The 23,115-nt window shown below is 37.0% G+C and carries 22 protein-coding genes; 19 read left to right on the forward strand and 3 right to left on the reverse strand.

The genetic code is table 11. From position 1 onward, the window contains the following. Positions 1–266 precede the first annotated feature (266 nt). Complete coding sequence (locus HMPREF1195_RS01835) at positions 267–710, forward strand: GNAT family N-acetyltransferase (RefSeq protein WP_023917885.1); 444 nt, start codon at positions 267–269, stop codon at positions 708–710. Positions 711–945: 235 nt separating this feature from the next. Here HMPREF1195_RS01835 and HMPREF1195_RS01840 read toward each other — a convergent pair whose 3' ends face one another. From HMPREF1195_RS01840 to HMPREF1195_RS01850, 3 genes are read right to left on the reverse strand one after another with little or no spacing between them, the layout of a single operon-like run. Then, complete coding sequence (locus tag HMPREF1195_RS01840; RefSeq protein WP_023917887.1) at positions 946–1,662, reverse strand: ABC transporter permease; 717 nt, start codon at positions 1,660–1,662, stop codon at positions 946–948. Next, positions 1,659–2,474: an ABC transporter ATP-binding protein gene (locus HMPREF1195_RS01845; protein WP_023917889.1), complete on the reverse strand. Its 816-nt coding sequence runs from the start codon at positions 2,472–2,474 to the stop codon at positions 1,659–1,661. The genes HMPREF1195_RS01840 and HMPREF1195_RS01845 overlap by 4 nt, the downstream gene beginning before the upstream one ends. Next, positions 2,471–3,274: a MerR family transcriptional regulator gene (locus HMPREF1195_RS01850; RefSeq protein ID WP_023917891.1), complete on the reverse strand. Its 804-nt coding sequence runs from the start codon at positions 3,272–3,274 to the stop codon at positions 2,471–2,473. The genes HMPREF1195_RS01845 and HMPREF1195_RS01850 overlap by 4 nt, the downstream gene beginning before the upstream one ends. 129 nt (positions 3,275–3,403) lie before the next feature. On the opposite strand from HMPREF1195_RS01850, the gene HMPREF1195_RS01855 reads away from it, so the two are divergent. The 18 genes from HMPREF1195_RS01855 to HMPREF1195_RS01935 all read left to right on the forward strand — a co-directional run bounded on the left by HMPREF1195_RS01855 (position 3,404) and on the right by HMPREF1195_RS01935 (position 22,972). Continuing rightward, on the forward strand, positions 3,404–4,423 hold the full coding sequence (locus tag HMPREF1195_RS01855) for a DNA/RNA non-specific endonuclease (protein ID WP_023917893.1): 1,020 nt from the start codon (positions 3,404–3,406) through the stop codon (positions 4,421–4,423). Positions 4,424–4,542: 119 nt separating this feature from the next. Beyond that, a complete protein-coding gene (locus tag HMPREF1195_RS11205; protein WP_003017298.1) occupies positions 4,543–4,719 on the forward strand; it encodes a hypothetical protein in 177 nt (58 codons plus the stop codon). Next, on the forward strand, positions 4,719–5,330 hold the full coding sequence (locus HMPREF1195_RS01860) for a Fic/DOC family protein (RefSeq protein WP_023917895.1): 612 nt from the start codon (positions 4,719–4,721) through the stop codon (positions 5,328–5,330). Before HMPREF1195_RS11205 ends, HMPREF1195_RS01860 begins: the two co-directional genes overlap by 1 nt. A gap of 252 nt (positions 5,331–5,582) precedes the next feature. Beyond that, positions 5,583–7,340 carry a glycoside hydrolase family 13 protein gene (locus HMPREF1195_RS01865; RefSeq protein WP_023917897.1) on the forward strand — a complete coding sequence of 586 codons (1,758 nt, stop codon included), beginning with the start codon at positions 5,583–5,585 and terminating at the stop codon, positions 7,338–7,340. A gap of 110 nt (positions 7,341–7,450) precedes the next feature. Beyond that, positions 7,451–7,762 carry a hypothetical protein gene (locus HMPREF1195_RS01870; protein WP_003003574.1) on the forward strand — a complete coding sequence of 104 codons (312 nt, stop codon included), beginning with the start codon at positions 7,451–7,453 and terminating at the stop codon, positions 7,760–7,762. Between the two features lie 201 nt (positions 7,763–7,963). Then, positions 7,964–8,737 (forward strand): Ltp family lipoprotein, encoded by a 774-nt coding sequence (locus tag HMPREF1195_RS01875; protein WP_037599290.1) that lies wholly within the window; start codon positions 7,964–7,966, stop codon positions 8,735–8,737. Between the two features lie 119 nt (positions 8,738–8,856). Then, positions 8,857–9,138 carry a hypothetical protein gene (locus HMPREF1195_RS01880; RefSeq protein WP_023917901.1) on the forward strand — a complete coding sequence of 94 codons (282 nt, stop codon included), beginning with the start codon at positions 8,857–8,859 and terminating at the stop codon, positions 9,136–9,138. A gap of 173 nt (positions 9,139–9,311) precedes the next feature. Next, positions 9,312–9,974, forward strand: a complete 663-nt coding sequence (locus HMPREF1195_RS01885) for a hypothetical protein (RefSeq protein ID WP_023917903.1) — start codon at positions 9,312–9,314, stop codon at positions 9,972–9,974. Continuing rightward, positions 9,967–11,031 (forward strand): hypothetical protein, encoded by a 1,065-nt coding sequence (locus HMPREF1195_RS01890; RefSeq protein WP_023917905.1) that lies wholly within the window; start codon positions 9,967–9,969, stop codon positions 11,029–11,031. The genes HMPREF1195_RS01885 and HMPREF1195_RS01890 overlap by 8 nt, the downstream gene beginning before the upstream one ends. Positions 11,032–11,039: 8 nt before the next feature. Next, the gene (locus HMPREF1195_RS01895; protein WP_023917906.1) at positions 11,040–12,386 is read left to right on the forward strand and encodes an AAA family ATPase; all 1,347 of its coding nucleotides are present in this window, start codon (positions 11,040–11,042) and stop codon (positions 12,384–12,386) included. A 288-nt stretch (positions 12,387–12,674) separates the two neighbouring features. Further along, positions 12,675–13,562, forward strand: coding sequence for a DUF4300 family protein (locus HMPREF1195_RS01900; RefSeq protein ID WP_023917908.1), 888 nt, complete (start codon positions 12,675–12,677; stop codon positions 13,560–13,562). 3 nt (positions 13,563–13,565) lie between these two features. Next, positions 13,566–13,982, forward strand: a complete 417-nt coding sequence (locus HMPREF1195_RS01905) for a hypothetical protein (protein WP_023917910.1) — start codon at positions 13,566–13,568, stop codon at positions 13,980–13,982. Positions 13,983–14,004: 22 nt separating this feature from the next. Further along, a complete protein-coding gene (locus HMPREF1195_RS01910) occupies positions 14,005–14,760 on the forward strand; it encodes a CPBP family intramembrane glutamic endopeptidase (RefSeq protein ID WP_023917912.1) in 756 nt (251 codons plus the stop codon). After that, positions 14,757–15,512 (forward strand): CPBP family intramembrane glutamic endopeptidase, encoded by a 756-nt coding sequence (locus HMPREF1195_RS01915; RefSeq protein ID WP_023917914.1) that lies wholly within the window; start codon positions 14,757–14,759, stop codon positions 15,510–15,512. Before HMPREF1195_RS01910 ends, HMPREF1195_RS01915 begins: the two co-directional genes overlap by 4 nt. A gap of 158 nt (positions 15,513–15,670) precedes the next feature. Continuing rightward, positions 15,671–16,342: an ankyrin repeat domain-containing protein gene (locus tag HMPREF1195_RS01920; RefSeq protein WP_021153074.1), complete on the forward strand. Its 672-nt coding sequence runs from the start codon at positions 15,671–15,673 to the stop codon at positions 16,340–16,342. A 186-nt stretch (positions 16,343–16,528) separates the two neighbouring features. After that, positions 16,529–18,037: a glycerol kinase GlpK gene (glpK, locus tag HMPREF1195_RS01925; protein WP_021153075.1), complete on the forward strand. Its 1,509-nt coding sequence runs from the start codon at positions 16,529–16,531 to the stop codon at positions 18,035–18,037. Between the two features lie 484 nt (positions 18,038–18,521). Further along, positions 18,522–19,286 (forward strand): (S)-acetoin forming diacetyl reductase, encoded by a 765-nt coding sequence (locus tag HMPREF1195_RS01930; protein WP_023917916.1) that lies wholly within the window; start codon positions 18,522–18,524, stop codon positions 19,284–19,286. Positions 19,287–20,182: 896 nt separating this feature from the next. After that, positions 20,183–22,972 carry a DNA methyltransferase gene (locus HMPREF1195_RS01935; RefSeq protein ID WP_023917917.1) on the forward strand — a complete coding sequence of 930 codons (2,790 nt, stop codon included), beginning with the start codon at positions 20,183–20,185 and terminating at the stop codon, positions 22,970–22,972. The last annotated feature ends 143 nt before the right edge of the window (positions 22,973–23,115 follow it).

Here is a 23,115-nt window from a genome sequence, read left to right on the forward strand (position 1 = left end):
TGACCTTATTGCCAAATACTGCTAGAGGAGAGTATGATAATGGTGGTGATGTAAGTGGACATTACCATATCTATTTTACAGCCTATGCTGATGATAACCCTGAGAGGACGTTAAGAGTAGAATTATCCTTCCCCGATGCCAGCATTCCCCCTTTTACCTTGTTTCACCCTAACCCTTATAAAAGCAAGAGCCAAAAGATGGCCAATTGGTTGATGGGGAATATTGAAGTATCAAAGGAAGCGTCTAAATAGAAATAAGAACAAGTCATGATGAATAGAATAGTAGATGATCAGATAGTGCTTATTCCTTATTATAGGAATGATGAGATCTCCCTTCTTTGGTATCAAGATAGTGAGGTTTGCAAACAAGTTGATAATACTGAACAGATTTACGATCTAATAAAACTTCATAAAATGTATGATTACCTAACTTCACACGGATCTTGCTATTATATCCAATATGAGGGTGTGTTAGTTGGAGATGTGACACTTCAAGATAACTCAGAACTTTCTATAGTGATCAGCAAAGAGTATCAAAATTTACAGATCGGAAGACGATGTATTTCTAAAATGATACAGCTGGCCAAAGAAAAAGAGATGGTTAAGGTAACTGCTCAAATTTATCCTTTTAATACCCAAAGTCAAAGAATGTTTTTGGCTTTGGGATTTCAGAAAGTAGATGAAAAGTTGTATGAATATACGTTGATATAGAACAGTTGTATATCTCCATATATATTAAGACTGTAATCTACTGTTTATAAAACAATGTTCATGAAAAATAGAGTTAAAGGGTACCTACTGATACATGGACAAGAGGTTTTTTCAGAAATCTAAAAATGAAGAGAACACCAACAGATGATTTTTTGTTGGTGTTCTCTTCATTTGATTTTACGATCTATCTCGCTTTTGCTTTAAAGTAAAAGCTGGCATGGAATTATTCAGGCATCTAGTTAGATTTTTGTTTATTCAACAGGAGGATAGATGATATTATTGCAATGCAAGATACAAGAATCAGATACCAAAGATTTTCAAGACCAAAACCATGATCTAGCATCAAGCGGTATCCCCAAGAAGCGGGGAAAAGACGCCCGATTGCTTGAAGAAAATCAGGCAGTAAGGTGATGGGAAACATGATTCCTGAGAGCATAATTGAGGGTAAAAATACAAGTTGCGCTATCATGGTCAGCTTTGCTTGATTTTTTACAGTAAGGCCCAGTATACTTCCGATACTCAACGATACAAAAATGTAGATGGCAAGCGCGAGAAAGAATAAGGGAAATTGACTTGGTAGACTTGCTTTAAATAAAATTGGAGCAAGTAGTAGGATCACTATGCAAGTCATTATCAAATGAACAAAGGCAGAGAGAACTATGGTCACCAATCCTAAATGAATAGGCACACCATTTGCTTTATAAATCTTTTTTATGTCGCTTCCGTATGTTTCAATCAAGGAAGGCGGTAAACCGAGAAAGGCTCCCATTGAAACACTCATGACAATCATTGACTGTATAAGTGTGCTACCCATTTCAGGCATAACGGAAGTAAAAATACCACCCATGAGAAGAAAGAAAATAATCGGTACAATATAGTAAGTAACCAAGAGAGACTTACTTCGTATGTCCAATTTCCACTGTAATGTTAGGCTATATAAAAAACCATTCATTCCAAACCCCTCCTTGCCATTTCAATGAAATGCTGCTCCAGTGTGCCACGATCAACCTTGATATCCAATATCTGGATATTTTTCTGTTTGCATTCTTCCAATAATGAAATTAAGCTATCCTCGATCGTATCTGTTTCAAAAGATTCCTCTCCGTCCCGGGTCTTTAAATGGATGAAATATTTTCTTCCCAACCTGTCTGTCAGTTCTGAAGGAGTACCACAAAAGACAATCTTTCCACTATTCAAAATAGCAATGCGGTCACATAGGGTTTCAACTTCGGCCATATCGTGGCTTGCCAAGACGATTGTCTTTTCCTGTGATTTGAGCTTTCGGATTTGTTCATGGAGAGATAGTCGTCCTTCAACATCAAGTCCCGCTGTCGGTTCATCGAGAAAAATAATATCCGGGTTACTGATAAGTGCAAGAGCAAGATGTAATCTCCTTTTTTGACCGGTGGATAATTCTATGTATTGCGACTGTTCAATTTCTTTTATTCCAAGGGCCTTTAGCATAGCATCATCAATGTATGTATGATTCCATTTTGCAAAGAGCTTTATGGCTTCCATTGGTTTGATGTGGACGGGTAGAGAGGAGAACTGTAGTTGAATTCCGGTTTTCCCATTTACAACTATAGTGCCTTCGTCATATTTTCTCAGACCTTCGATACATTCAAGCGTTGTTGTTTTACCAGCTCCGTTCACTCCGAGCAGAGCAAAGATTTCTCCTTGTTTGATTTGAAAATCGAGACCACTAAGAACCATATTGCTACCATAACTTTTCTTTAATCCAGAAACCTCTATTGCGTTTTTCATGGTTCTACCTCCTCAAAAGGATTTGTTCCAAGCCTTGAAAAATAGACTTGTAGGGCGGGTCCTATATAATCATTGACGATTTTTTGCTTTTCTTCCCAAGCGTTTGAGGCGGTATCAATAGTACCAACTTCCATCAACTTAGGAAGCATGCTCATATCACCATTTGTAAACTCCATAATCAAGCCCCAGTATTCTTTCACAACCTGTTGGCTTTGTTCGCTTTCAGCTGGTACGTTTTCTTTTTGAAGCTCTACGATTTGATCACTTAGGCGGTTCAATCTGTCCATAAAGTCAAGTCCGCTTTTCTTGTCAAATCGACTGCGTATCTGGTCGAGTGTATTATCATCAAAGCGCTTAATGAGAGAGTAGGAGTCATTCTTCATCTGTAGATTGACGATGATGTCTGCATACTTCTTAAAATTGACCGTCTGTATTTGTAAAACTTCTGCCTTTAACTGCTCTATTGCGACTAAAGAATCCTTAAGTTGTTCAATATTTTTACGAATAGTATCTGCTTGCTCTGTAAGAGCATTGGCAACATCATCAGGTGTTTTCAAAGAGATCAAACGCCCCTTTATATCCTTGAGAGAAAAACCTAATGATTTTAAAGACAATATCTGATGGAGTAGCACTAAGTCTTTATCGGTATAAAGCCTGCGACCTCCCTCACTTTCTGCCGATGGGGAAAGCACCCCTTCTTTATCATAGTATTGTAGAGTACGGACAGTAACGTTCATTTTCTTAGCAAGTTCCCCAACCGTCATAAATCCTTCCGGAATTGCTCTATATTTAGCCATCATTACCCACCTCCTCATACTTATTATACATCGTTACGTAAGGTCATGAACAAGAGTTTTTGAAAAAATAAATTTTTTGTAACTGCTTTTTTCTGCTATAATAATACTAAATAGTAATGCGGGAGTTTTATCATGGTTACAAAACGGTTGTTGAAAAATGTCATTGTTACAATGGTCACGATATTCATTTCTATGGCCTGTATTCAAGGGGCTCAAGCCCAGCAAACTGGACTCGACTATCAGAGTCTTAACCTGCTACCTTTTACTGGTAACAATCAGCTAGTTCTAGGTGAGTTTGATCATTTAGGTCGTGCGACCTCCGCTCATATTCAGCTGCAGGATAAGGATGAACCTAAGCAGAAAAGAGAGCCACGTCTCAAACATAATCCTGTTGGTTGGCATAATTATAAGATCGCTTATGGAAACAAGGGAAAGAAGGCCTGGTTGTTCCACAGAGGGCATTTGATTGGCTATCAGTTTAGCGGTCTGACCAATGAAGGGAAAAATCTGGTTCCTCTAACTGCCTGGACTAATACGGGGAATTATAAAGGGACAGCGGATAGTAATGTGGAGGGCATGCTCTACTACGAGAAACGACTCGATAGCTGGCTGGCCACCCACCCAAATTACTGGTTAGACTACAAGGTGACCCCGGTCTATACTGGTGATGAATTAATTCCTCGGCAGGTGACCTTGCAATATGTAGGAATTGATCGAGATGGCAACCTTTTACCTATCCATCTAAGTAGTCCCAAAGAGTCGGTAGATGCTTATGGGATCACCACCGTGACCTTGGACAACTACTCTAAGAATGCGACCATTGACTATCTGAAGGGGACTGCCAAGCCATCTTTAGTGCCGACAGAACCAAGTAGCCAACCACAACCAGCCAGCCCTTCTGTAGAGACGCAACCAAGTCAAGCCCCTCAACCGAGTCAAGCAGTAGAACCAGCTCAGCCAGTCCAACCTGTCGAACCTGTAGCACCAACTCGTCAACTGGCTCCAGTAGTTTATGTAGCCAGAAATGGGAGTGCGGATGTTTATTGGTACTCTTTGGACAGTATGCCTCGCAATACTAATTTTTCTAAGGTGGTTCAGATGTCAGAAGAGCAAGCGCTAAGTCTTGGAAAGCGGCATACAAGTAAGGAATGAAGATCAGTTATTTTGATAATGAGAAAGCCCATTTGCTGGGCTTTTTGTGTAGGGTAAGTACTAAATAGGAGAACTAAAATGATTTAAAATATGCTATAATAATAGGACGGAGGTAGAATATGACCTTAGATGTAGATAAAGAAAAAATGATGATTATGGGTGTGATTTTTGACAACAAAAAGGTTTTTAAGAGTGTCTGGTTTGCTCTGAGCACCAATATGATTGAAGGATGGCATCCCACGGTAGAAGACGTGGAGCGACTGAGAGAAGAGGCAGTTGCATTAGGAGTTGGATAATGGTCAGAAAAATATATGAAGGGTATGATTATATAGACCCTGATAATTTATACACCTATCCCCATTCATCTGTTCTCATAAATAAATTTAATGAGAAAAATGATAATAAAGCACGAGAATTAGAATATCGTTTAGTAGCAAGTCAAAGTTTAAAACTGTTTATTAATCCAATTGAAGTAAATACTGTTTCAGATATTTTAAAGATTCATAAGTTTCTTTTTGAAGGAATGTATACTTGGGCAGGTCAATACCGTCAAGTAAATATCTCTAAAAGTGGAAATGCTTTTATGCCAGTTCAGTCTTTTGATATGGCAGAAAAATTTTTAAATACTTTGCTTTCAAACTATTTACTGAACGCAAATAATAAAATTGAGATTTGTAAAAGTTTAGCTGAGATATTAGATAATCTAAATTATTTTCACCCATTTCGAGAAGGAAATGGTCGTACTCAACGAGAAGTTATCCGTTCTTTAGCTTTGATGAAAGGCTATGAATGTGAAATTTCAATTGGTTTAGATGATGATATCTATCACTTATATATGGATGGAACAGTTTATGGAGATACTAGTAAGCTCGAAAAACTGTTCAATAAACTATTAACAGAAATATAGATCTGTAGTATATTTTAGTAGGAAACAGTATAAAGTGATGCTTATAAGGTAAAGTCATTGCTTCAACAAAAATCTTTAAGCCCAATTGATGGGCTTTTTGTGTGGCATTACAATCTTAAAAAGTTAGAGGTCTAATATTCTCTAAAGATCTTGCAAACGTTTTTATAAAGTAGTATACTAGAAATAGTTTATGGAATCGTTTGCATAAAACGGTAAATGATGAAAAGAGAGTATAGTAGGAGACGAGGACAAATGGAATTAGCAGCGATTTATCACCGGCCTGAATCGGAGTATGCCTATCTTTATAAGGACGGCCAGCTCCATATTCGCATCCGGACCAAGAAAGAAGATATCAAACGGATTGTCTTGCACTATGGGGATCCCTTTATTTTTATAGAGGATCTTTATGAGGCAACTAAGGAAATGGACAAGGTGACGACCGACGACCTCTTTGATTATTGGCAAGTGTCGGTATCTGTCCGCCATGCCCGGATCCAGTACCTCTTTGAATTAGAGGACACAGCGGGAGAGAAGGTCTTGTATGGGGATCGGGGTGTGGCAGCCTACACCGAGGAGAACCTGGACTTTGTCATGAACGGCTTTAAGCTTCCCTTTATCCATGAGATTGATGGGTGTGCTGTTCCAGATTGGGTGGCGCAGACGATTTGGTATCAGATTTTTCCTGAGCGCTTTGCCAATGGGAATCCAGCCATTTCCCCAGAAGGTGTTCGTCCTTGGGATGCCTCTATTGCTCCTCAAGTATTGGATTTCTTTGGTGGTGATTTGCAAGGGATCATCGATCATCTGGACTACTTGCAGGAGTTAGGAATTACAGGGCTCTATCTTTGCCCGATTTTTGAATCTCCGAGCAACCACAAGTACGATACCATTGACTATTTTGAAATTGATCGACATTTTGGTGATAAGGACACCTTCCGCCAGCTAGTGAAAGAGGCTCATGCGCGTGGAATGAAGATTATGCTGGATGCCGTCTTCAACCATATTGGTTATGATTCACCCCAATGGCAGGATGTGGTCAAACACGGGGAGGATTCGATTTACAAGGACTGGTTCCATATCAAAGAGTTCCCTGTCTCCTCAGAAAATCTGTGGAATAGTCGCGACTTGTCTTACCATGCTTTTGCCTTTGCGGGCTATATGCCTAAGCTCAATACGGCTAATCCAGAGGTGAAGGCCTATCTCTTGAAGGTTGCGACTTACTGGATTGAAGAGTTTGATATTGATGCTTGGCGATTGGACGTGGCCAATGAAATCGACCATCAATTCTGGCGGGATTTCCGTAAGGCGGTCTTGGCTAAGAAGTCAGACCTCTATATCCTCGGGGAAATCTGGCATTCGTCTCAACCTTGGCTCAATGGTGATGAGTTCCATGCGGTGATGAACTATCCGCTCTCTGAAAGTATCAAGGATTATTTCCTGCGGGGGCATAAGGAGACCCAGCGCTTCATTTGGGAGATCAATAGCCAGTCGATGTATTACAGGCAGCAGATCTCTGAGGTCATGTTTAACCTCTTGGACTCCCATGATACAGAGCGCATTTTGACGACGGCCAAAGGCGATCTCCAGTCTGTCAAGTCTGCCCTCGCCTTCCTCTATCTGCAACGCGGAACGCCCTGTATCTATTATGGAACAGAGCTAGCCCTCATTGGTGGTCCAGACCCAGATTGTCGTCGTGTCATGCCTTGGGAGCGCGTGTCAGCGGACAATGATATGCTGAACTTTATGAAGGATTTGATCCAGCTACGAAAAGAAGTGGCAGAGTTGATCCAGCATGGTAAAGTGGGTCTGAAAGAAGTAGAGCCGGATGTGGTGTCAGTAGAATGGCAGCATGAAGGCCACATTCTCAAAGCCTACTTTAACCACTCCAAGAAAAACGTTGTCCTAGAAAGAGAACAAGCAGATCTGATCAGCCATGGAAGAATTTCTGATGATCGATTGATCATTCAGCCAAATGGATTTGTTATTTATAGAGAAGAGCTAAACGTATAAAACTATTTCTAATGGACGCATTTGTGTGCTATTTTCCGAAATCCTTTAGTTGTACATTCCCCTCCATAGGTGTATAATGTGTCCTTAGATAAACAAATGAGGAGTTTACTATGGAATTGAAAGATTTTACAGAAAAAGAACAAGAACAAATCAAGCAAGGATTGAGCACGGCTGAGCTTTCTGATAAGGAAGCAGCGAAGAAATTGCTTGCTCTTGTACCGCAAGAATGGATTAAACGCATTCCTTTCTTTGTCAGAGGGCATGCGACGACTAAGACAGTTGAGCGTGTAGCCAAACAATACCCTGAACTCTATGCCGTGGCGAAACGTCAAGGGGACCTTCCTGAAAAAGAAGGAGAAGAGCTCCGCAAGATTATGACAGCTATCTTTGAAGAAAAGATGAACAAACACAAGATTAAATAAGATTTTATAATACTTTGTCATTTTTTATTTCACATAGAATGAGTGATTGCAGTTGAAATGCAGTCACTTTTTTATTTACTAGCCATAGAGACTTTTACACTAGTAAATAAAAATGAACAATATTTCATGATATAATACTAATGAAAGCAGTTCCAGAGGGATGAAAATTTCATTGGAGAAAAACAAGTAAAGGTAGTCATGATGAAAAAGTTTTTGATATTTATTTTTACAATTTTTGGATTATTTGCAGGAATGCTAGCTCTTATAGTAATTGATTATGAAATAAATTATAATAAATGGATAAATTCGCGTTCAGGATCACAGTTGACTAATCCTGAACAAAAATACTCTTCTTCAAGTGATGGAAATAAGGATGATTTTGAATCATCAAAACAAGAATACGCTACTTCAAGTTCTAGTACGCAGAATTATGATTATAAAAAATACTCTTCTTCAAGTGATGGAAATAAGGATGATTTAGAATCATTAATGAATATGTTTATGAAAGGACTATTTCCTCCAACTTTACTATATCCAGAATATACAAGGGCATATGAAGAAGCTAAATCTTGGTCAAAAAAGCATTTATCGCAGCAGCAAATTAAAATATATCTTACTAAGTATGACAGGTATTCAGAGGATGCTACTCAGTACGCTTTAAATAAGCTTAATGTAGACTGGAAAGAGCAAGCACTTTTAAAAGCAAAATCATATCAAGAGTTTCATTATTCGAAAGAAAAATTAGTTGAGCAACTTATAAATATTGAAAAATTTACTCAAGAAGAGGCTGATTATGCCATAGAACAAGGTAATTTCGATTGGAAAGAGGAAGCTGTGAAAAAAGCGGAATTTTATGCAAACGGTGGTAAGATTACGAAAGAAAAGTTATTAGAAAAACTTGTTGTATATAGAAAATTTACTCAAGAAGAAGCTGAGTATGCAATAGAACATGCAAAAATAGATTGGGATAACTAAAATATAAGAGTGATATGTTTTTATCTAAATGTTATTCCATTACAATCAAATTTATCAACAAACACATTTTTAACTTTTAGAACTATACAGAAAAAGAACAAGAACAAATCAATCGAGGTTTGAGCACAGCTGAGATTTCTGATAAGGAAGCGGCGAAGAAGTTGCTCGCTCTTGGCCCGCAAGAATGGATCAAGCGTATTCCTTTCTTTGTCAGAGGGCATGCGACAACAAAGACGATCGAACGTGTGGCTATGCGCTATCCTGAACTCTATGCCGTGGCCAAGCGTCAAAGAGACCTTCCTGAAAAAGAACGGGAGGAATTGCGTGTCATCATGACGGAAGTCTTTGAAGAAAAGATGAACAAACACAAGATTAAAAAATCTTATATAATACTTTGTTAATTTTTTATCACACAATTGAACGAGTGATTGTAGTTGAAATATTGCAGTCGCTTTTTTGTTTACTAGTATGAAGACTTTTACACTAGTAAATAAAAATGAACAATATTTCATGATATAATACTAATTAAAGTAGTTCAAGAGGAATAAAGTGTTTCATTGAAAAAGAGGTTATTATGGATTACAGAGAAATTATAAAAGAATGTGTGATTGAACTTGAGTCAAAATCATTTCTTTATTTAAAAGATACACTGATTGCTGATTATTTTGACTTTAAATTTATCCAAGATGGCTCAATCACAAGAGAGATTTTAGCAGAGAAAATTACTGACTATTTTGAAAAGGTTGAGTTAAAAAATAATAAAAAATTTGAAAAAATACTAGAATTCTATTTTAATCATTTAGAAAATTTCGTTGCAAAAAGAGTACCAGAAAAAACAACCAGAAAGAATAAGGATATAACGTCTGTTATAGTTCCAAGGACTAAAAGATATTTTGAAAAAGCTAAACAATTAAGAGCTTTAAAGTTTAATAATGTGAGACAAATAATAGATTATAATAGAATTTTGATGTGCCTTCTTGTAGAGATTGTAAAACAAAATAATAAAGAGGTTACCAATTTTGATTTTTCAACCAGGTGTCTTGATGAAATGATCATAATTCCATGTATGGAAAGTATATTAGAAGAAGATTTATTTTCAATTTTTAATAAAAAAAGTCAAGGAATCATAAAGGATAAAGGGTTCTATAGTTTCGAAGTTTGTTCATTAATTCTGTCCATTATATTTCTTAACAAGATCAAAGATGCAAGAATTATAGGAGAGTACAGTAATGAATAAAACACTAGTAATTGATTATTTGAAACAATTTAATCAGTTTAAAAACGATAAAGGAATTATTGAAATAGTTGTTAGAGGGCAAAAAAATAGAATCAAAGCATTTCAAAAAGTTGCATTAAGTGATATTGTACAAAAGGGAAATAAAGAGATTAGTGAAAAAGCAATTGGAGTTTTTAATAAAAATTTTTCCAATATGCTTAATGATCAAATGAATATATCTCAAATTACCATGCATAATATCCAACAACTTGCATCGGTAAGTAAATTAGGGATTGTGATGAATGGTTTAAACTTAGCAGCCACGAGTGCTGGATTCGCTATTATGTATGAAAAACTTGATAATATTAGCTCAGAGATGAAGCTTCAATTTGATGAATTAAAAAATGTAGTCAAACAGGAGCATGATGTTCGTGCTATTTATGAATTTGAAAAAGTTCTAGGTGAGTATACCGATATGCTTGATTGCAGACGTCGTCAACAGCCATATTCTGAAGAACAAATGCGTTTTTTAGTTCAAAAACTATACACTGCTTTAAAATTACTAACAGACTTATTTAGAAAAGACATTGCATCAAATAATCATCTACTAATCGTTTCCATCTTTTCACTTCTTTCAATGTTTACTGTTGCTTTAAAATATTTTGATGAGCAATATTATTTTAATAATCATAATATTCTAATAGATACAGATGTTTGGCATTCGTCACATGATAAATGGATGAGCATCTATAATGAATTAACTGAAGAGTGGTTTATAGAGAAATTGCAGGATTACGCTGTATTTGAGACGGATTTAGATACTATTGGCGTCGATATATATTATACTGAACTAATTGATAGAGTTAATGAAGCTTTTCAGGAAGTTGTCGATAATAAGGAATTGATTAAGTGTGTAGGAGAAATTCATGTTTTGGAGGCTATCCGTGAAAACAGTACAAGAGAAATGAAAGAACTGATAGATGAAACTATTAGAGATACCTTTAAAGATCAAGATAGTAAAGAAATATCAGATATCTACAAGAATGTAATAAAACAAGCAGAGCTTCTTTTGGTGTGAGGAAACCTATGAATATTGATATTAAAAATTCCCTTGATAGCTTATTATTCATCTGTAATACAATCAAGACATCTTCAAAAGATATAGAAGATATAGATAGGATGATGATAGAAGATATTTTATCTTTTATTCATTACATTTCTAGTGAGGATTCAGAAGAAAGAATATCTCTTTTTAAAATTACATATCTAAACACTTCATACTCTGACCTTTATCCGAAAGTTCAAGAGATAGAAACACCTAGATTTTTTAAATTACTTTTTAATCTTAGTAAAGAAATAAGTAGTAATAGGGTTTCACATATTGAGTCATTATTTATTTCAACAATCTATGAAATTGGAAAGTACTACTCTTTAAATAAACAAGATGAAAATACTGTTGATAAAGAAAAATTTATGAATTATTTAAAGATGCTTAAAGAGTACACTGAGTTAAATAAAGAATCTCAAAATATTGCTTTTGAAAATTTAGATAATAGTATAATAAAAAATGAAGAAATACATAATAAGACATCAATTGATGGTAATAAAAAAGATGACGATCAAGAAGAATCTTTGGAGGATTTATTAAATGAACTGAATGAATTGATCGGTCTAGCAGGTGTAAAAGAAGAGGTGAGCTCTTTAGTAAATATATTAAAAATTAATAAATTAAGAGAAAGTAGAGGGTTTAAGGTACCCCAAGTTTCTAAGCATTTAGTTTTTTTGGGAAATCCTGGGACAGGCAAAACAACAGTTGCAAGACTACTTTCAAAAATTTATAAAAAATTGGGTGTGTTAGAAAAAGGACAATTAGTTGAAGTTGATAGATCTGGTTTAGTAGCAGGATATGTTGGACAAACTGCAATTAAGACTCAGGAGAAAATTAATGAAGCTATGGGAGGAGTACTATTTATTGATGAAGCCTATACTTTGGCTAAAGGAGAAAATGATTTTGGACAAGAATCTATTGATACACTTTTAAAAGCCATGGAGGACCAGCGTGAAGATTTTGTTGTAATTGTTGCGGGTTATTCAGAGCCCATGAATAGATTTTTAGAATCAAATCCAGGTTTAAAATCTCGATTCAATAAAAGTATTACATTTGAAGATTATTCACCAAATGAACTTCTAGATATTTTTGAGTTGTTCTGTAAATTAAATGATATGAGATTGTCTAGCGACGCAAGGGATTATTTAACACAATACCTTAGCAAATTAAGTAATGAAAAAAGTGAGAACTTTGCAAATGGTAGAGAAATGAGAAATCTTTTTGAGAAGGCTTTTACCAACCAAGCGAATCGATTGTCACAATATAATGATATTTCTGATGAAGAATTAAATATTATAAAGTCTGAAGATATTATTGTTCATTAAGAATGATCTTCATATACTATTGTTTTTATTGAAAAATTAAGCTTGTTTGACATAAAAAAGATAATATTAGTTTTCTGAATTCCAGAATTCTAATATTGTCTTTTTTCTTATTAGAGTAGATCGCCAACTTTTCATCAGTCAATAACACCGCAGCTATTTTAATGCTAGCATTCTCAGTGTAAAAGTAAAATGTTTTTTCTTTCTGTTTCAATCTGTTTCTTGTTATAATGAACTTAAGAAACTTTAAAATAAATGATTCTTACAACAATCATTAGAAGGAACCATTTTATGAAACCATCTAAAAAAATCATGCTCCTTACTAGCTGTGCCTTGGCGATCTTTGCTTTAGCGGCTTGTGGTAGCAACCAAAAGCAATCCAAGGAAAAGCAGGCAAGTTCTACTGTGCAGAAATCTAGTTCGGATAAGGAGCGCTACAAGGGCACCTACAGCAACCTCAATAGCAAGGCAAGTGTCGAAGAAGTGCGGAGTCTTTTGTCTGCTTATTTGGATCAGGACAGTGTAGACAAGTTTTTGGGTCTAGTAACGGATTACGATAGCATTGTTGGCTCGGTCGGCTTGACGGGTGACTTCAGCAAGTTTAAGAAAACAGACTACAATGTTGAGAAGATCAGTGACTTGTGGACCAAGAAAAAGGGCGATTTCGTCGGGACCAACTGCCGGATCAATAGCTATACTCTTCTGAAGAACCGCATTGAGATTCCTAAGATGAAAGCGGATAGTGAACTCTTGTTCGTGGACAATGATGCCATTGACAAAGGAAAAGTTTTCGATGAGGCAGACAAGGAAGCCTTTAACATTCTCTATTCACGGGTTCCGACAGAAGCAACAACGGATGTCAAGGTCCATGCCAAGAAGATGGAAGAGTATTTTTCTCATTTCAAGTTCAATGAAAATGCCCGCATGCTTTCCGTTATCGTTCATGACAACCTAGATGGAAACACACTTTTTGTCGGGCACGTCGGTGTCTTGGTTCCTGCTAAGGACGGCTATCTATTTGTCGAAAAGCTAACCTTCGAAGAGCCCTACCAAGCCATTAAGTTTGCGACCAAGGAAGATGTCTACAAATACTTGGAGACCAAGTACCAAGACTACACAGGCGAAGGTCTGGCTAAACCCTTTATCATGGATAATGAAAAATGGGTTGAGATGAAGTAGAGGATGAAAGACGGCGTGTTAGAATTTAGAAAGATAATGGAGTATGCTCCGATTCTATATGTGCTCATTTTCTTGCTCGTTTTCACTGTTTTCCTTTTCCTGAGAAGAAGGGCAATTGTGAGACGTAGTGGAGGTCCCTTCTTTGCTCCTTTCCACATTAGCCGTGGAATCTTCTATATCCATGTCGCTCTGTGTTTCAGTCGTCGCAGGATCCCGCTGAAAGAGATCAAGCAAATCACCTATGCAATTTTTCGTGGACGATCTGGGGGTGGGGCTCGCTATGCTTTTTATATCGAGCTTAGAAATGGAAAGACCATTCCCTTCTTTTTTGGAAAAAGTAAGCGGAATGAAGAGCTAGTGGAGAAGCTCAAACGAAATGCAGGCAGGTATGGGTTTAAGGTAGATAGCACTGGTAATTAATTGAAAGAAAAAGGAATCACGAATGAGTAGAAAGCAAGCCCTTTCCATGTATTTGATAGGGACCTTTGGTCAAGTATTAGGAGTTAGCCTTCTGGTGTGGTTTTTAAGAGCAGGAGGAGTCAAGGTTGATTTTACATCATCATTTGGGATCATCGCTATTATTGTAGGTGGCTTGTCATCAGCTTTGTGGGGCAGTCTTGCAAGCATTAGTTACCATCAATCTAGTTTCAAACAAGTTTTAAAAGATTTTTTTCAAGTCAAAGACAGTTTGGCAAATTATTGCTTGGTGCTCGTTTTCTTGTTGCTTGACTTTTTCCCATTTATCTTAGGTGGTAAGATCACCACTCAATCGTTGGTCTTGCCAGTAGTGCTCTTTTTCAAGGCTCTTCTTTTTGGTGGAGTTGAAGAAATTGGCTGGCGTTATTTCTTTCAACCAACTTTGCAGGAAAAAATACCTTATTTTTCAGCTACTTTGATCACCTTTTTAGCTTGGTCTAGTTGGCATCTACTATACTTTTATATCGACGGTTCTTTAGCTGTCATTCAATTGTTTCCGTTTCTAGTAGGTTTGCTAATTAACTGCTTTATCTTATCGGCCTTGTATCATAAAACGCAAAATTTATGGATTTGTGTCATGACCCATGCCTGTATCAATTCCTTGTCTCAGATTCTAGTGAATGAAGAGGTATGGCTATCTATCGTCAGTAAAATTCTTATTATTAGTTTAGCAATCTGGATTGCAAGAAAGAAGTATGTAACTGTAAAGGAAGAAAAATGAGCAAATTTATTTCAAAACAATCAGTCGCTATCTGGTATGCATTGACTGCCCTCCTTGCTACATTTCTAGTAGGGCAAGTGATCCTTTGGTTTTTCCCAGATGGGAGGAGTATGGGGACCTCACTACTGTTTATCCTAATGAACTTGATTCCCCTGATTGTGGCGGCTGTCTTTTCTCTGGTGTTGAGGGAAGTCAACTCCTTGGGTGAATTTTTCAAAAAGGTCTTTCTTCAAAAAGAAAGTTCCCTATCTTGGATCCTAGCTTTCTTCATCCCCGTCATCTATTATGGGATTTCCATCCTGCTTATGAACGTTCGCTTTACTGGGAACTCCCTCTTGGCCTTCTTCATTTATTTCCCCTGGACCTTTTTATATGGAGGTCTGGAAGAAGTAGGCTGGCGTTGGTTTTTACAAGATCATCTTTCCTTTCGTAATCACTTTATACCTAAAATGATGGTTCTTTCCATTGTCTGGTTCCTCTGGCATATTCCTATCTATCAACTCCCATGGATTACAGCAGGTTCGTCCAACTATCTCATCTTTTACCTGATGATTTTAGGGAATACTTTCCTATTTGGAGCGCTCAAGGAGTACTCGAAAGGAGCTGTCCCTTGTATCCTCGCTCATATGCTGATCGATAGTCTAGCTGTCCTCATGCTGGTTCAGAGCTCGCTTCCTCAGATTATCCTTCTGGTTAGTTTCGAAATCCTAGTAGCCTCTTGGCTGGTGGCTGCACGAAAATCAGAGAATTAGAGTTGTATCTTTTTTGGTGGGAGTCTGTCATCTTTAGCCTTTAGGACTTCAATGTAGAGTCCATAAAATGGTATAATCAGTTTAAAGAAGAACCTAGCGATAGGATCAAAGTATCAACACAGTGTTATTCTTATCTATAATGAGAGAGGGGGAAAACCATGCAAAAAACCTTTCAGTTGTTGCGAAGAGGAGATCTAGAGGCCGTCCGTCAGATATTGGATAAAAAGCCTGAAGAAGTTAATGCTGTTTCGGGTGACAAACCTAAAAGAGATCAGGGACAGTCGCTCCTTCAAGTCGCTATCAAATCGGGACATTTAGATATTGCAGACTTACTTATTGATAGAGGAGCAGATCTTAACTTTATTGAAGAGCCGACAGAGCTGAATCCATTTTGTCAACCAGTCCTCCAAACAGCGGGTGGACGAGCTGTATTTGACTGCCGGCGCATGATCAAACTCTGGAATGGCCAATATGAGATGTATTCGTCTAAGGAAAAGGCTGACCGATCTTTCAAGGTTTTCGAGAAAATGTTGGAGCTTGGGGCTGATATATCTCAGAAGGACAGCCATGGTGGGACTTTGTTGCAAACTATTTTAATTGAAACCAAGGAAGTGTTGCCATCTTATTATTGGAAAACAAAAGAAACAAGCGATAATGTCCTCATAACGGATGAATTGCGTCATGATTTAAATCGTATTTATGATCTATTAATTCGTTACGGTGTGACTGCTGACGAAATAGCTGTCTATCAGAACATTCCTCTCAAAGAACTTTATCAAGACAGTCCGACCATGGAGTTTTTAAATCGGTTAGATCAAAGCAAATCTTGATAAGCATTTGAACTACTAGTTAAAAGAGTCTCAGTGCTCTTTTAACTTTGTCTGATAGAGCTAGAAGCAGTAGAAAATGTTAGACCGGATTTTCTTAAAAAAATGGATACAAATCCATGATGAAATAGAGTATACTAGTTTATGAAAGAACAAGATTTTTAAGTATCGAATTCAGGAGGGCAGTTTATGTCTCAAGAAACTTTCATTATGGCGATTGACCAGGGAACCACTAGTTCGCGGGCTATCATTTTTAATAAAAAAGGCGAGCAAGTTAGCTCTAGTCAAAAGGAATTCACTCAGATTTTTCCGCAGGCTGGTTGGGTGGAGCACAATGCCAATGAGATTTGGAACTCGGTTCAGTCGGTGATTGCTGAGGTCTTTATCGAAAGTGGCATCAAGCCCAATCAAATCGAGGCGATCGGCATTACCAATCAACGGGAAACGACAGTTGTTTGGGATAAGAACACGGGGCTTCCTATTTACAATGCCATTGTCTGGCAATCTCGTCAAACTGCCCCAATGGCTGAGGAACTTAAAAACCAAGGCTATGTAGAAACCTTCCATCAAAAGACAGGTCTAGTTATCGATGCCTACTTTTCAGCGACTAAAGTTCGTTGGATTTTGGACCATGTTGATGGGGCGCAAGAGCGTGCGGAGAAGGGCGAATTACTTTTTGGGACCATTGATACTTGGTTGGTCTGGAAGCTGACGGATGGAGCAGCCCACGTGACTGACTATTCCAATGCTGCCCGGACCATGCTTTACAATATCAAGGAACTGAAATGGGACGATGAGATTTTGGAAATTCTCAACATTCCTAAAGCCATGCTTCCTGAGGTGCGTTCAAACTCTGAAATCTATGGTAAGACAGCGCCTTTCCATTTCTACGGTGGACAAGTGCCGATTGCAGGGATGGCGGGAGACCAGCAAGCGGCCCTCTTTGGTCAATTGGCTTTTGAACCTGGGATGGTCAAAAACACTTATGGAACTGGATCCTTCATCATTATGAATACGGGTGAGGAGATGCAGTTATCAGAAAATAACTTGCTGACGACGATTGGTTATGGGATCAATGGCAAGGTCTACTACGCCCTTGAAGGATCGATCTTTATCGCTGGAAGTGCCATTCAATGGCTCCGCGATGGCTTGCGTATGATCGACAGTTCACCTGAATCCGAGGCCTATGCTCTGAAGTCTCAGAACCAGGATGAAATCTATGTGGTTCCTGCCTTTACGGGTCTTGGAGCACCATACTGGAATCAAGAGGCGCGTGGTTCTGTCTTTGGACTTACCCGGGGAACAACCAAGGAAGACTTTATCAAAGCAACCCTTCAATCCATTGCCTATCAAGTACGTGATATTATTGACACCATGCAGGTGGATGCCAAGACTCCTATCCCTCTCCTAAAAGTAGACGGAGGAGCAGCGAAAAATGATTACTTAATGCAGTTTCAGGCTGATATTCTTGGAATTGCGATTGCTCGTGCCAAAAATTTGGAAACTACGGCTTTAGGAGCAGCCTTCCTAGCAGGTCTGACCGTAGGCTATTGGAAGGACTTGGAAGAATTAAAATCTCTTCATGGAGCAGCCCAAATCTTTGAACCCAAGATGGATGAATCTCGTAAGGAAGAGCTGTACAAGGGGTGGAAGAAAGCAGTCAAAGCCACTCAAGTATTTGCGGAGTCTGATGACTAAAGGGATCAATCAAACGAATAGTTTATGAGAGAGAGTGGGACAGAAATCGGTCATTCGTTAGAATTCGATTTCGTCGTCCCACCTCCGCACAGTTGAGTAGGGCTTTAAAAGCTGATGAAATCAGCGTAGTAGAGCCCACTCAACCACTGCGTCTTGCTCGACAATTCAAAGACAATTGAGAGGCTAGGACTTTTGTCCCACTCTCTTTTTATGTAGCTTTTACAGTATAGAACAATTATCTGTTTTGGCTAAAAGCCATACTCTATTTCACGCTTTCGTTCACTTATCACTAAATAAAAATATCATATAAATAAACTATTTTTTTCAAAAAACAGGCTAGAGTTTGAAATATTTTTCACAAAAGAGTATACTGTTAGCATAGTTTTGTCGGATATTTATAATAGACCCCATCAAAACTAGTTGTCAACCCTTGCTGTTCTGATAGGAACGTTTGCTGGTATCATTGATACCAAGGAGGAATCATATGTCTAAAGTAGCTATTGTCACAGGTGCTGGTCAAGGAATCGGTTTTGCAATCGCAAAACGCTTGGTGCAAGATGGCTTTAAGGTTGGAGTATTGGACTACAATGCTGAAACAGCTGAAAAAGCAGTTGCTGAGTTATCAGCAGATCATGCTTTTGCAGTCGTAGCTGATGTGTCTAAACAAGAAGAAGTGGCTGCAGCTTTCCAAAAAGTTGTGGATCATTTCGGAGACTTAAACGTCGTCGTTAACAACGCTGGTGTTGCGCCAACTACACCACTTGATACAATTACTGAAGAACAATTTACACGTACATTTGCTATTAATGTTGGTGGCGTGATTTGGGGTGCACAAGCAGCTCAAGCTCAGTTCAAAGCACTCGGTCATGGTGGAAAGATCATCAATGCGACTTCACAAGCAGGGGTTGTCGGAAATCCAAACTTAACCATTTATGGTGGGACCAAGTTTGCTGTTCGTGGGATTACGCAAACCTTGGCGCGTGACTTGGCGGATTCAGGAATCACTGTCAATGCTTATGCACCAGGTATCGTGAAGACACCAATGATGTTTGACATTGCTCATGAAGTTGGGAAGAACGCAGGTAAAGACGACGAATGGGGTATGCAAACATTCGCTAAAGATATCACTTTGAAACGTCTTTCAGAACCAGAAGATGTAGCAGCTGCGGTCAGCTTCCTTGCTGGACCAGATTCAAACTACATCACAGGACAAACCATTATCGTGGATGGTGGAATGCAGTTCCATTAAGATGAAAAAAGAGGTTGGGATCAACATCCTAACCTCTTATTTTGTGAATTCACAATAAAAGAAACGGAGATCAAAAAAACCACTCCCGAAAGGGAAGTGGTTCTGTGTTGGTTCTTATTTGAGACCGTATTTTACAAGGAGCCTCTATTATATTCTTAAATACCTATTAGATAGGGTATTTTAAACGGAGTTTTTACCAAAATTGTTACGTGTACTACATTATGTATAATTGAAAAGGTACCAAAAAGGTACTAAATATTTGGTTTCGGAGCTTATAAAATAAAGAAATAAAGATGATATTTGTCTCCATTAAAAGAAAAAAATTTTATCGAATTCTATAAATCTCACTTAAATTAAAATAAAGTTTTTCCGTCATTTTAAAGTTCTAAATCTATCTATATTTTGAGTTTTATAGACTTATTATTCCTATTTTGATATAATTATATTGTTATAAAATGAAAACCTCAGAATGCTTTGCATAGCTTTCTGGTTTTTTTTGAATATTCACAAATAATAAGATTATCAATTTTGAATGCTTTGTTTTCATATAACGAGCATGGTTTTAGGTTTATAGATAATCAAAATTAAAATGTAAAAAGCTTGTCTAGATTCAGGAAATACTTAAAATAGAAGTTACTGATAAATTAAGTGAAGATCAAGCGTATGATATGTGAACAAATAAGAGAAGAAATCATTAAAATGATTAGTTTAGAAACTAGCTGAAATTTTTGGTACATCTTTTGTTGTTATAAAAGGACGTGATGATGGATTAGAAAAAAATGTTAGTTTATTGTTGGAATATGAACCGACAGAAGACGAAAAAATGAAATTATTAGTTTTTTACAGAGCTTTTTAATAAATAATTCTAAATAATTTTGTAGTTGGAGAATGAAAAAGTGAATAATATACGGGAACAAAAAAAGCAAGCTAAAGCATTTATTAAACGCTGGGAAAATAGAGGAAACGAAAGGCAAGATAGTCAGTCTTTCTGGTTAGACTTACTTCAATCTGTTTATGAAGTAGAAAACCCAAGTGAGTATATAACATTTGAAGATAAAGTGATGCTTGACCATACTAGTTTTATGGATGGCTTTATTGATAAAACAAAAGTATTAATTGAACAAAAAGGAGCAGATAAAGACCTTAATAAAGCTATAAAACAGTCTGACGGAACTTACCTGACACCATTTCAACAGGCTAAGCGATATTCTGCAAACTTGCCTTATTCTCAACGCCCTCGTTGGATTGTAACTTGTAATTTCAAAGAGTTCTATGTTTATGATATGGAACAGCCAAACGGTGAACCTAAAGTCATTAAACTTACTGATTTAGATAAAGAAGCCTATCGTTTAGAATTTCTGATTGATAAAACAAACGAGCATCTAGAGCGAGAGATGAAAGTTTCTATAGAAGCAGGAGAAATTGTTGGGGAGATTTATGAAAGTCTTCTTAAGCAGTATATTAATCCGGATAGTCCAGAAAGTCTTCATGCTATCAACCAACTTGTCGTTCGTCTAGTATTTTGTCTATATGCTGAAGATGCTGGTATTTTCGGCCATCACATGGTGTTTCATGATTATCTTGCCCGTTTTAGTAGTCGTGATTTTAGACGTGCTTTAATCGACCTCTTTTCTGTACTAGATACGCCAATTGAAGAACGTAATCCTTATTTAGATGATGAGCTCCTTGCTTTCCCGTATGTCAATGGAGGGATGTTTGCAGAAAATAATTTAGAGATTCCTAATTTTACTGATGAGCTACGTGAGCTAATTTTGGAGCATGCTTCATCTAGCTTTGATTGGTCAGAAATTAGTCCTACTATTTTTGGGGCAGTATTTGAGTCAACTCTCAATCCAACAACACGTCGTAGTGGCGGTATGCACTATACTTCTATTGAGAATATCCATAAAGTTATTGACCCGCTTTTCTTAGATGAACTAAAAGATGAGTTGAATGAGATTCGTCAATTAAAGCAATTTAAAACTGTTGAACAACGAGCTAAACAGTTCCAGTTAAAACTATCTAGTCTTATATTTTTTGATCCAGCTTGTGGTTCAGGAAACTTTCTTACTGAAACATATATATCTCTCAGACGCTTAGAGAATGAAGCTATTAAGCTTTATATGGGAGATGCAGTAGCATTAGATTTAGGTCAAGATCTTGTTAAGGTGAAACTAAATCAATTCTATGGTATCGAAATTAATGACTTCGCTGTATCGGTTGCTAAAACAGCACTATGGATTGCAGAAAGTCAAATGTTGGAAGAGACCACTGATATAGTATATGCAAATATCGATTTTTTACCACTTAAGTCGTATACAAATATTGTTGAAGGAAATGCTTTAACAATCGATTGGGAGACAGTTGTACCAAAAGATAGGCTAAACTATATAATTGGTAATCCGCCATTTATTGGCAAAAAGGAGCAGACAGCTGAACAAAAAATCCAACTTATTAATACTTTTGAAGGAAAAAAAGTAGGTATAATTGACTATGTTTCTGCATGGTACTACAAAGCAATAATTCTTATTCAGGGTACAAATGCTCGTGTCGCATTTGTTTCTACAAATTCTATAACGCAAGGTGAGCAAGTTCCAGTTCTATGGCCTATATTAATTGAAAAGGGAATAGAAATAATTTTTGCATACCGTTCGTTCGTGTGGTCTGCTGAGACCAAATCTCAAAATACAGCAAAAGTACATTGTGTTATTATTGGATTTAAAGATAAAAATAGTAAACTAGTATCCCCAAAATACATCTTTACAAATAAAGGTAAAGATGAAGTAAAACAAATTAATCCATACCTTGTAGAAGGATCGAATTGCATCATAACCAATAGAACTAAACCGTTGTCTAATATTACTAAGATGAGCTATGGTAGTATGCCAATTGATGACGGTCATTTAATTCTAAATAAAGAAGATGTTGAAACTTTGTTGCGTGAGAATGAAAATAATAAAAAATTTATCAAGAAATACGCTGGTGGTCAAGAAATTCTAAAAAATAAGGAAAGATGGTGTCTTTGGTTAGACAAAATTTCTCCATCTGAATACAATAAATCAAGAATAATAATGGAACGCATCGAAAAAACAAAAGAGTTTCGAAAAAATAGTGAACGAATACAAACTCAAAATCTAGCGAATGTTCCTTATCTTTTTGGTGAAATTCGTCAACCTTCTTCTGATATGTTAGTTATTCCCAAAGTATCTTCAGAGAGTAGGCGATATATACCAGTCTCTCTAATTGGTCCGGATGTAATTATTAACGGAAGTGCTTTAATAATACCAAACGCTAATTTATTTACATTAGGATTATTAATTTCAAATGTTCACATGGCTTGGATGAGAACAGTTGCCGGTAGAATGAAAAGCGATTATCAGTACTCCGCAAATGTTGTTTACAACAGTTTTCCTTGGCCAGATGTAACCGAGGCTCAGAAAGAGAAAATTTCTAAAACTGCTCAAGCTATTCTTGATGCACGTGCATTATATCCAGACAGCTCATTAGCTGACCTCTATGATGAGTTAACTATGCCTGCTGAACTTCGTAGAGCACATCAAGCTAATGACAAAGCGGTTATGCAGGCTTATAACATGATAAAAATAGTTGATGGGAGAAAGACTTGGTTAAGCGAAAGTGAAACAGTGGCAAGATTATTTGAGATGTATGAAGAGTTAGCTAACTAATAGGAGTGTTATTGGTAGTTTTTTTGGAAGCTTACATACAAGAGATATTACTTATTTCAAAGTTAACATAAAAGGAATGTTGATTTATCAGCATTCTTTTTCATTGCAATAAGTTTCTTGAAAATAGAAAAAGGATGCTATTT

It is taken from the genome of Streptococcus parasanguinis CC87K, from assembly GCF_000507765.1.
GTDB classification, from domain to species: domain Bacteria; phylum Bacillota; class Bacilli; order Lactobacillales; family Streptococcaceae; genus Streptococcus; species Streptococcus parasanguinis_J.

Coding starts and splice junctions, on each gene's coding strand:
- HMPREF1195_RS01835 (WP_023917885.1), top strand. CDS start 267: ATGATGAATAGAATAGTAGATGATCAGATAGTGCTTATTCCTTATTAT.
- HMPREF1195_RS01840 (WP_023917887.1), bottom strand. CDS start 1,662: ATGAATGGTTTTTTATATAGCCTAACATTACAGTGGAAATTGGACATA.
- HMPREF1195_RS01845 (WP_023917889.1), bottom strand. CDS start 2,474: ATGAAAAACGCAATAGAGGTTTCTGGATTAAAGAAAAGTTATGGTAGC.
- HMPREF1195_RS01850 (WP_023917891.1), bottom strand. CDS start 3,274: ATGATGGCTAAATATAGAGCAATTCCGGAAGGATTTATGACGGTTGGG.
- HMPREF1195_RS01855 (WP_023917893.1), top strand. CDS start 3,404: ATGGTTACAAAACGGTTGTTGAAAAATGTCATTGTTACAATGGTCACG.
- HMPREF1195_RS11205 (WP_003017298.1), top strand. CDS start 4,543: ATGACCTTAGATGTAGATAAAGAAAAAATGATGATTATGGGTGTGATT.
- HMPREF1195_RS01860 (WP_023917895.1), top strand. CDS start 4,719: ATGGTCAGAAAAATATATGAAGGGTATGATTATATAGACCCTGATAAT.
- HMPREF1195_RS01865 (WP_023917897.1), top strand. CDS start 5,583: ATGGAATTAGCAGCGATTTATCACCGGCCTGAATCGGAGTATGCCTAT.
- HMPREF1195_RS01870 (WP_003003574.1), top strand. CDS start 7,451: ATGGAATTGAAAGATTTTACAGAAAAAGAACAAGAACAAATCAAGCAA.
- HMPREF1195_RS01875 (WP_037599290.1), top strand. CDS start 7,964: ATGAAAAAGTTTTTGATATTTATTTTTACAATTTTTGGATTATTTGCA.
- HMPREF1195_RS01885 (WP_023917903.1), top strand. CDS start 9,312: ATGGATTACAGAGAAATTATAAAAGAATGTGTGATTGAACTTGAGTCA.
- HMPREF1195_RS01890 (WP_023917905.1), top strand. CDS start 9,967: ATGAATAAAACACTAGTAATTGATTATTTGAAACAATTTAATCAGTTT.
- HMPREF1195_RS01895 (WP_023917906.1), top strand. CDS start 11,040: ATGAATATTGATATTAAAAATTCCCTTGATAGCTTATTATTCATCTGT.
- HMPREF1195_RS01900 (WP_023917908.1), top strand. CDS start 12,675: ATGAAACCATCTAAAAAAATCATGCTCCTTACTAGCTGTGCCTTGGCG.
- HMPREF1195_RS01905 (WP_023917910.1), top strand. CDS start 13,566: ATGAAAGACGGCGTGTTAGAATTTAGAAAGATAATGGAGTATGCTCCG.
- HMPREF1195_RS01910 (WP_023917912.1), top strand. CDS start 14,005: ATGAGTAGAAAGCAAGCCCTTTCCATGTATTTGATAGGGACCTTTGGT.
- HMPREF1195_RS01915 (WP_023917914.1), top strand. CDS start 14,757: ATGAGCAAATTTATTTCAAAACAATCAGTCGCTATCTGGTATGCATTG.
- HMPREF1195_RS01920 (WP_021153074.1), top strand. CDS start 15,671: ATGCAAAAAACCTTTCAGTTGTTGCGAAGAGGAGATCTAGAGGCCGTC.
- glpK (WP_021153075.1), top strand. CDS start 16,529: ATGTCTCAAGAAACTTTCATTATGGCGATTGACCAGGGAACCACTAGT.
- HMPREF1195_RS01930 (WP_023917916.1), top strand. CDS start 18,522: ATGTCTAAAGTAGCTATTGTCACAGGTGCTGGTCAAGGAATCGGTTTT.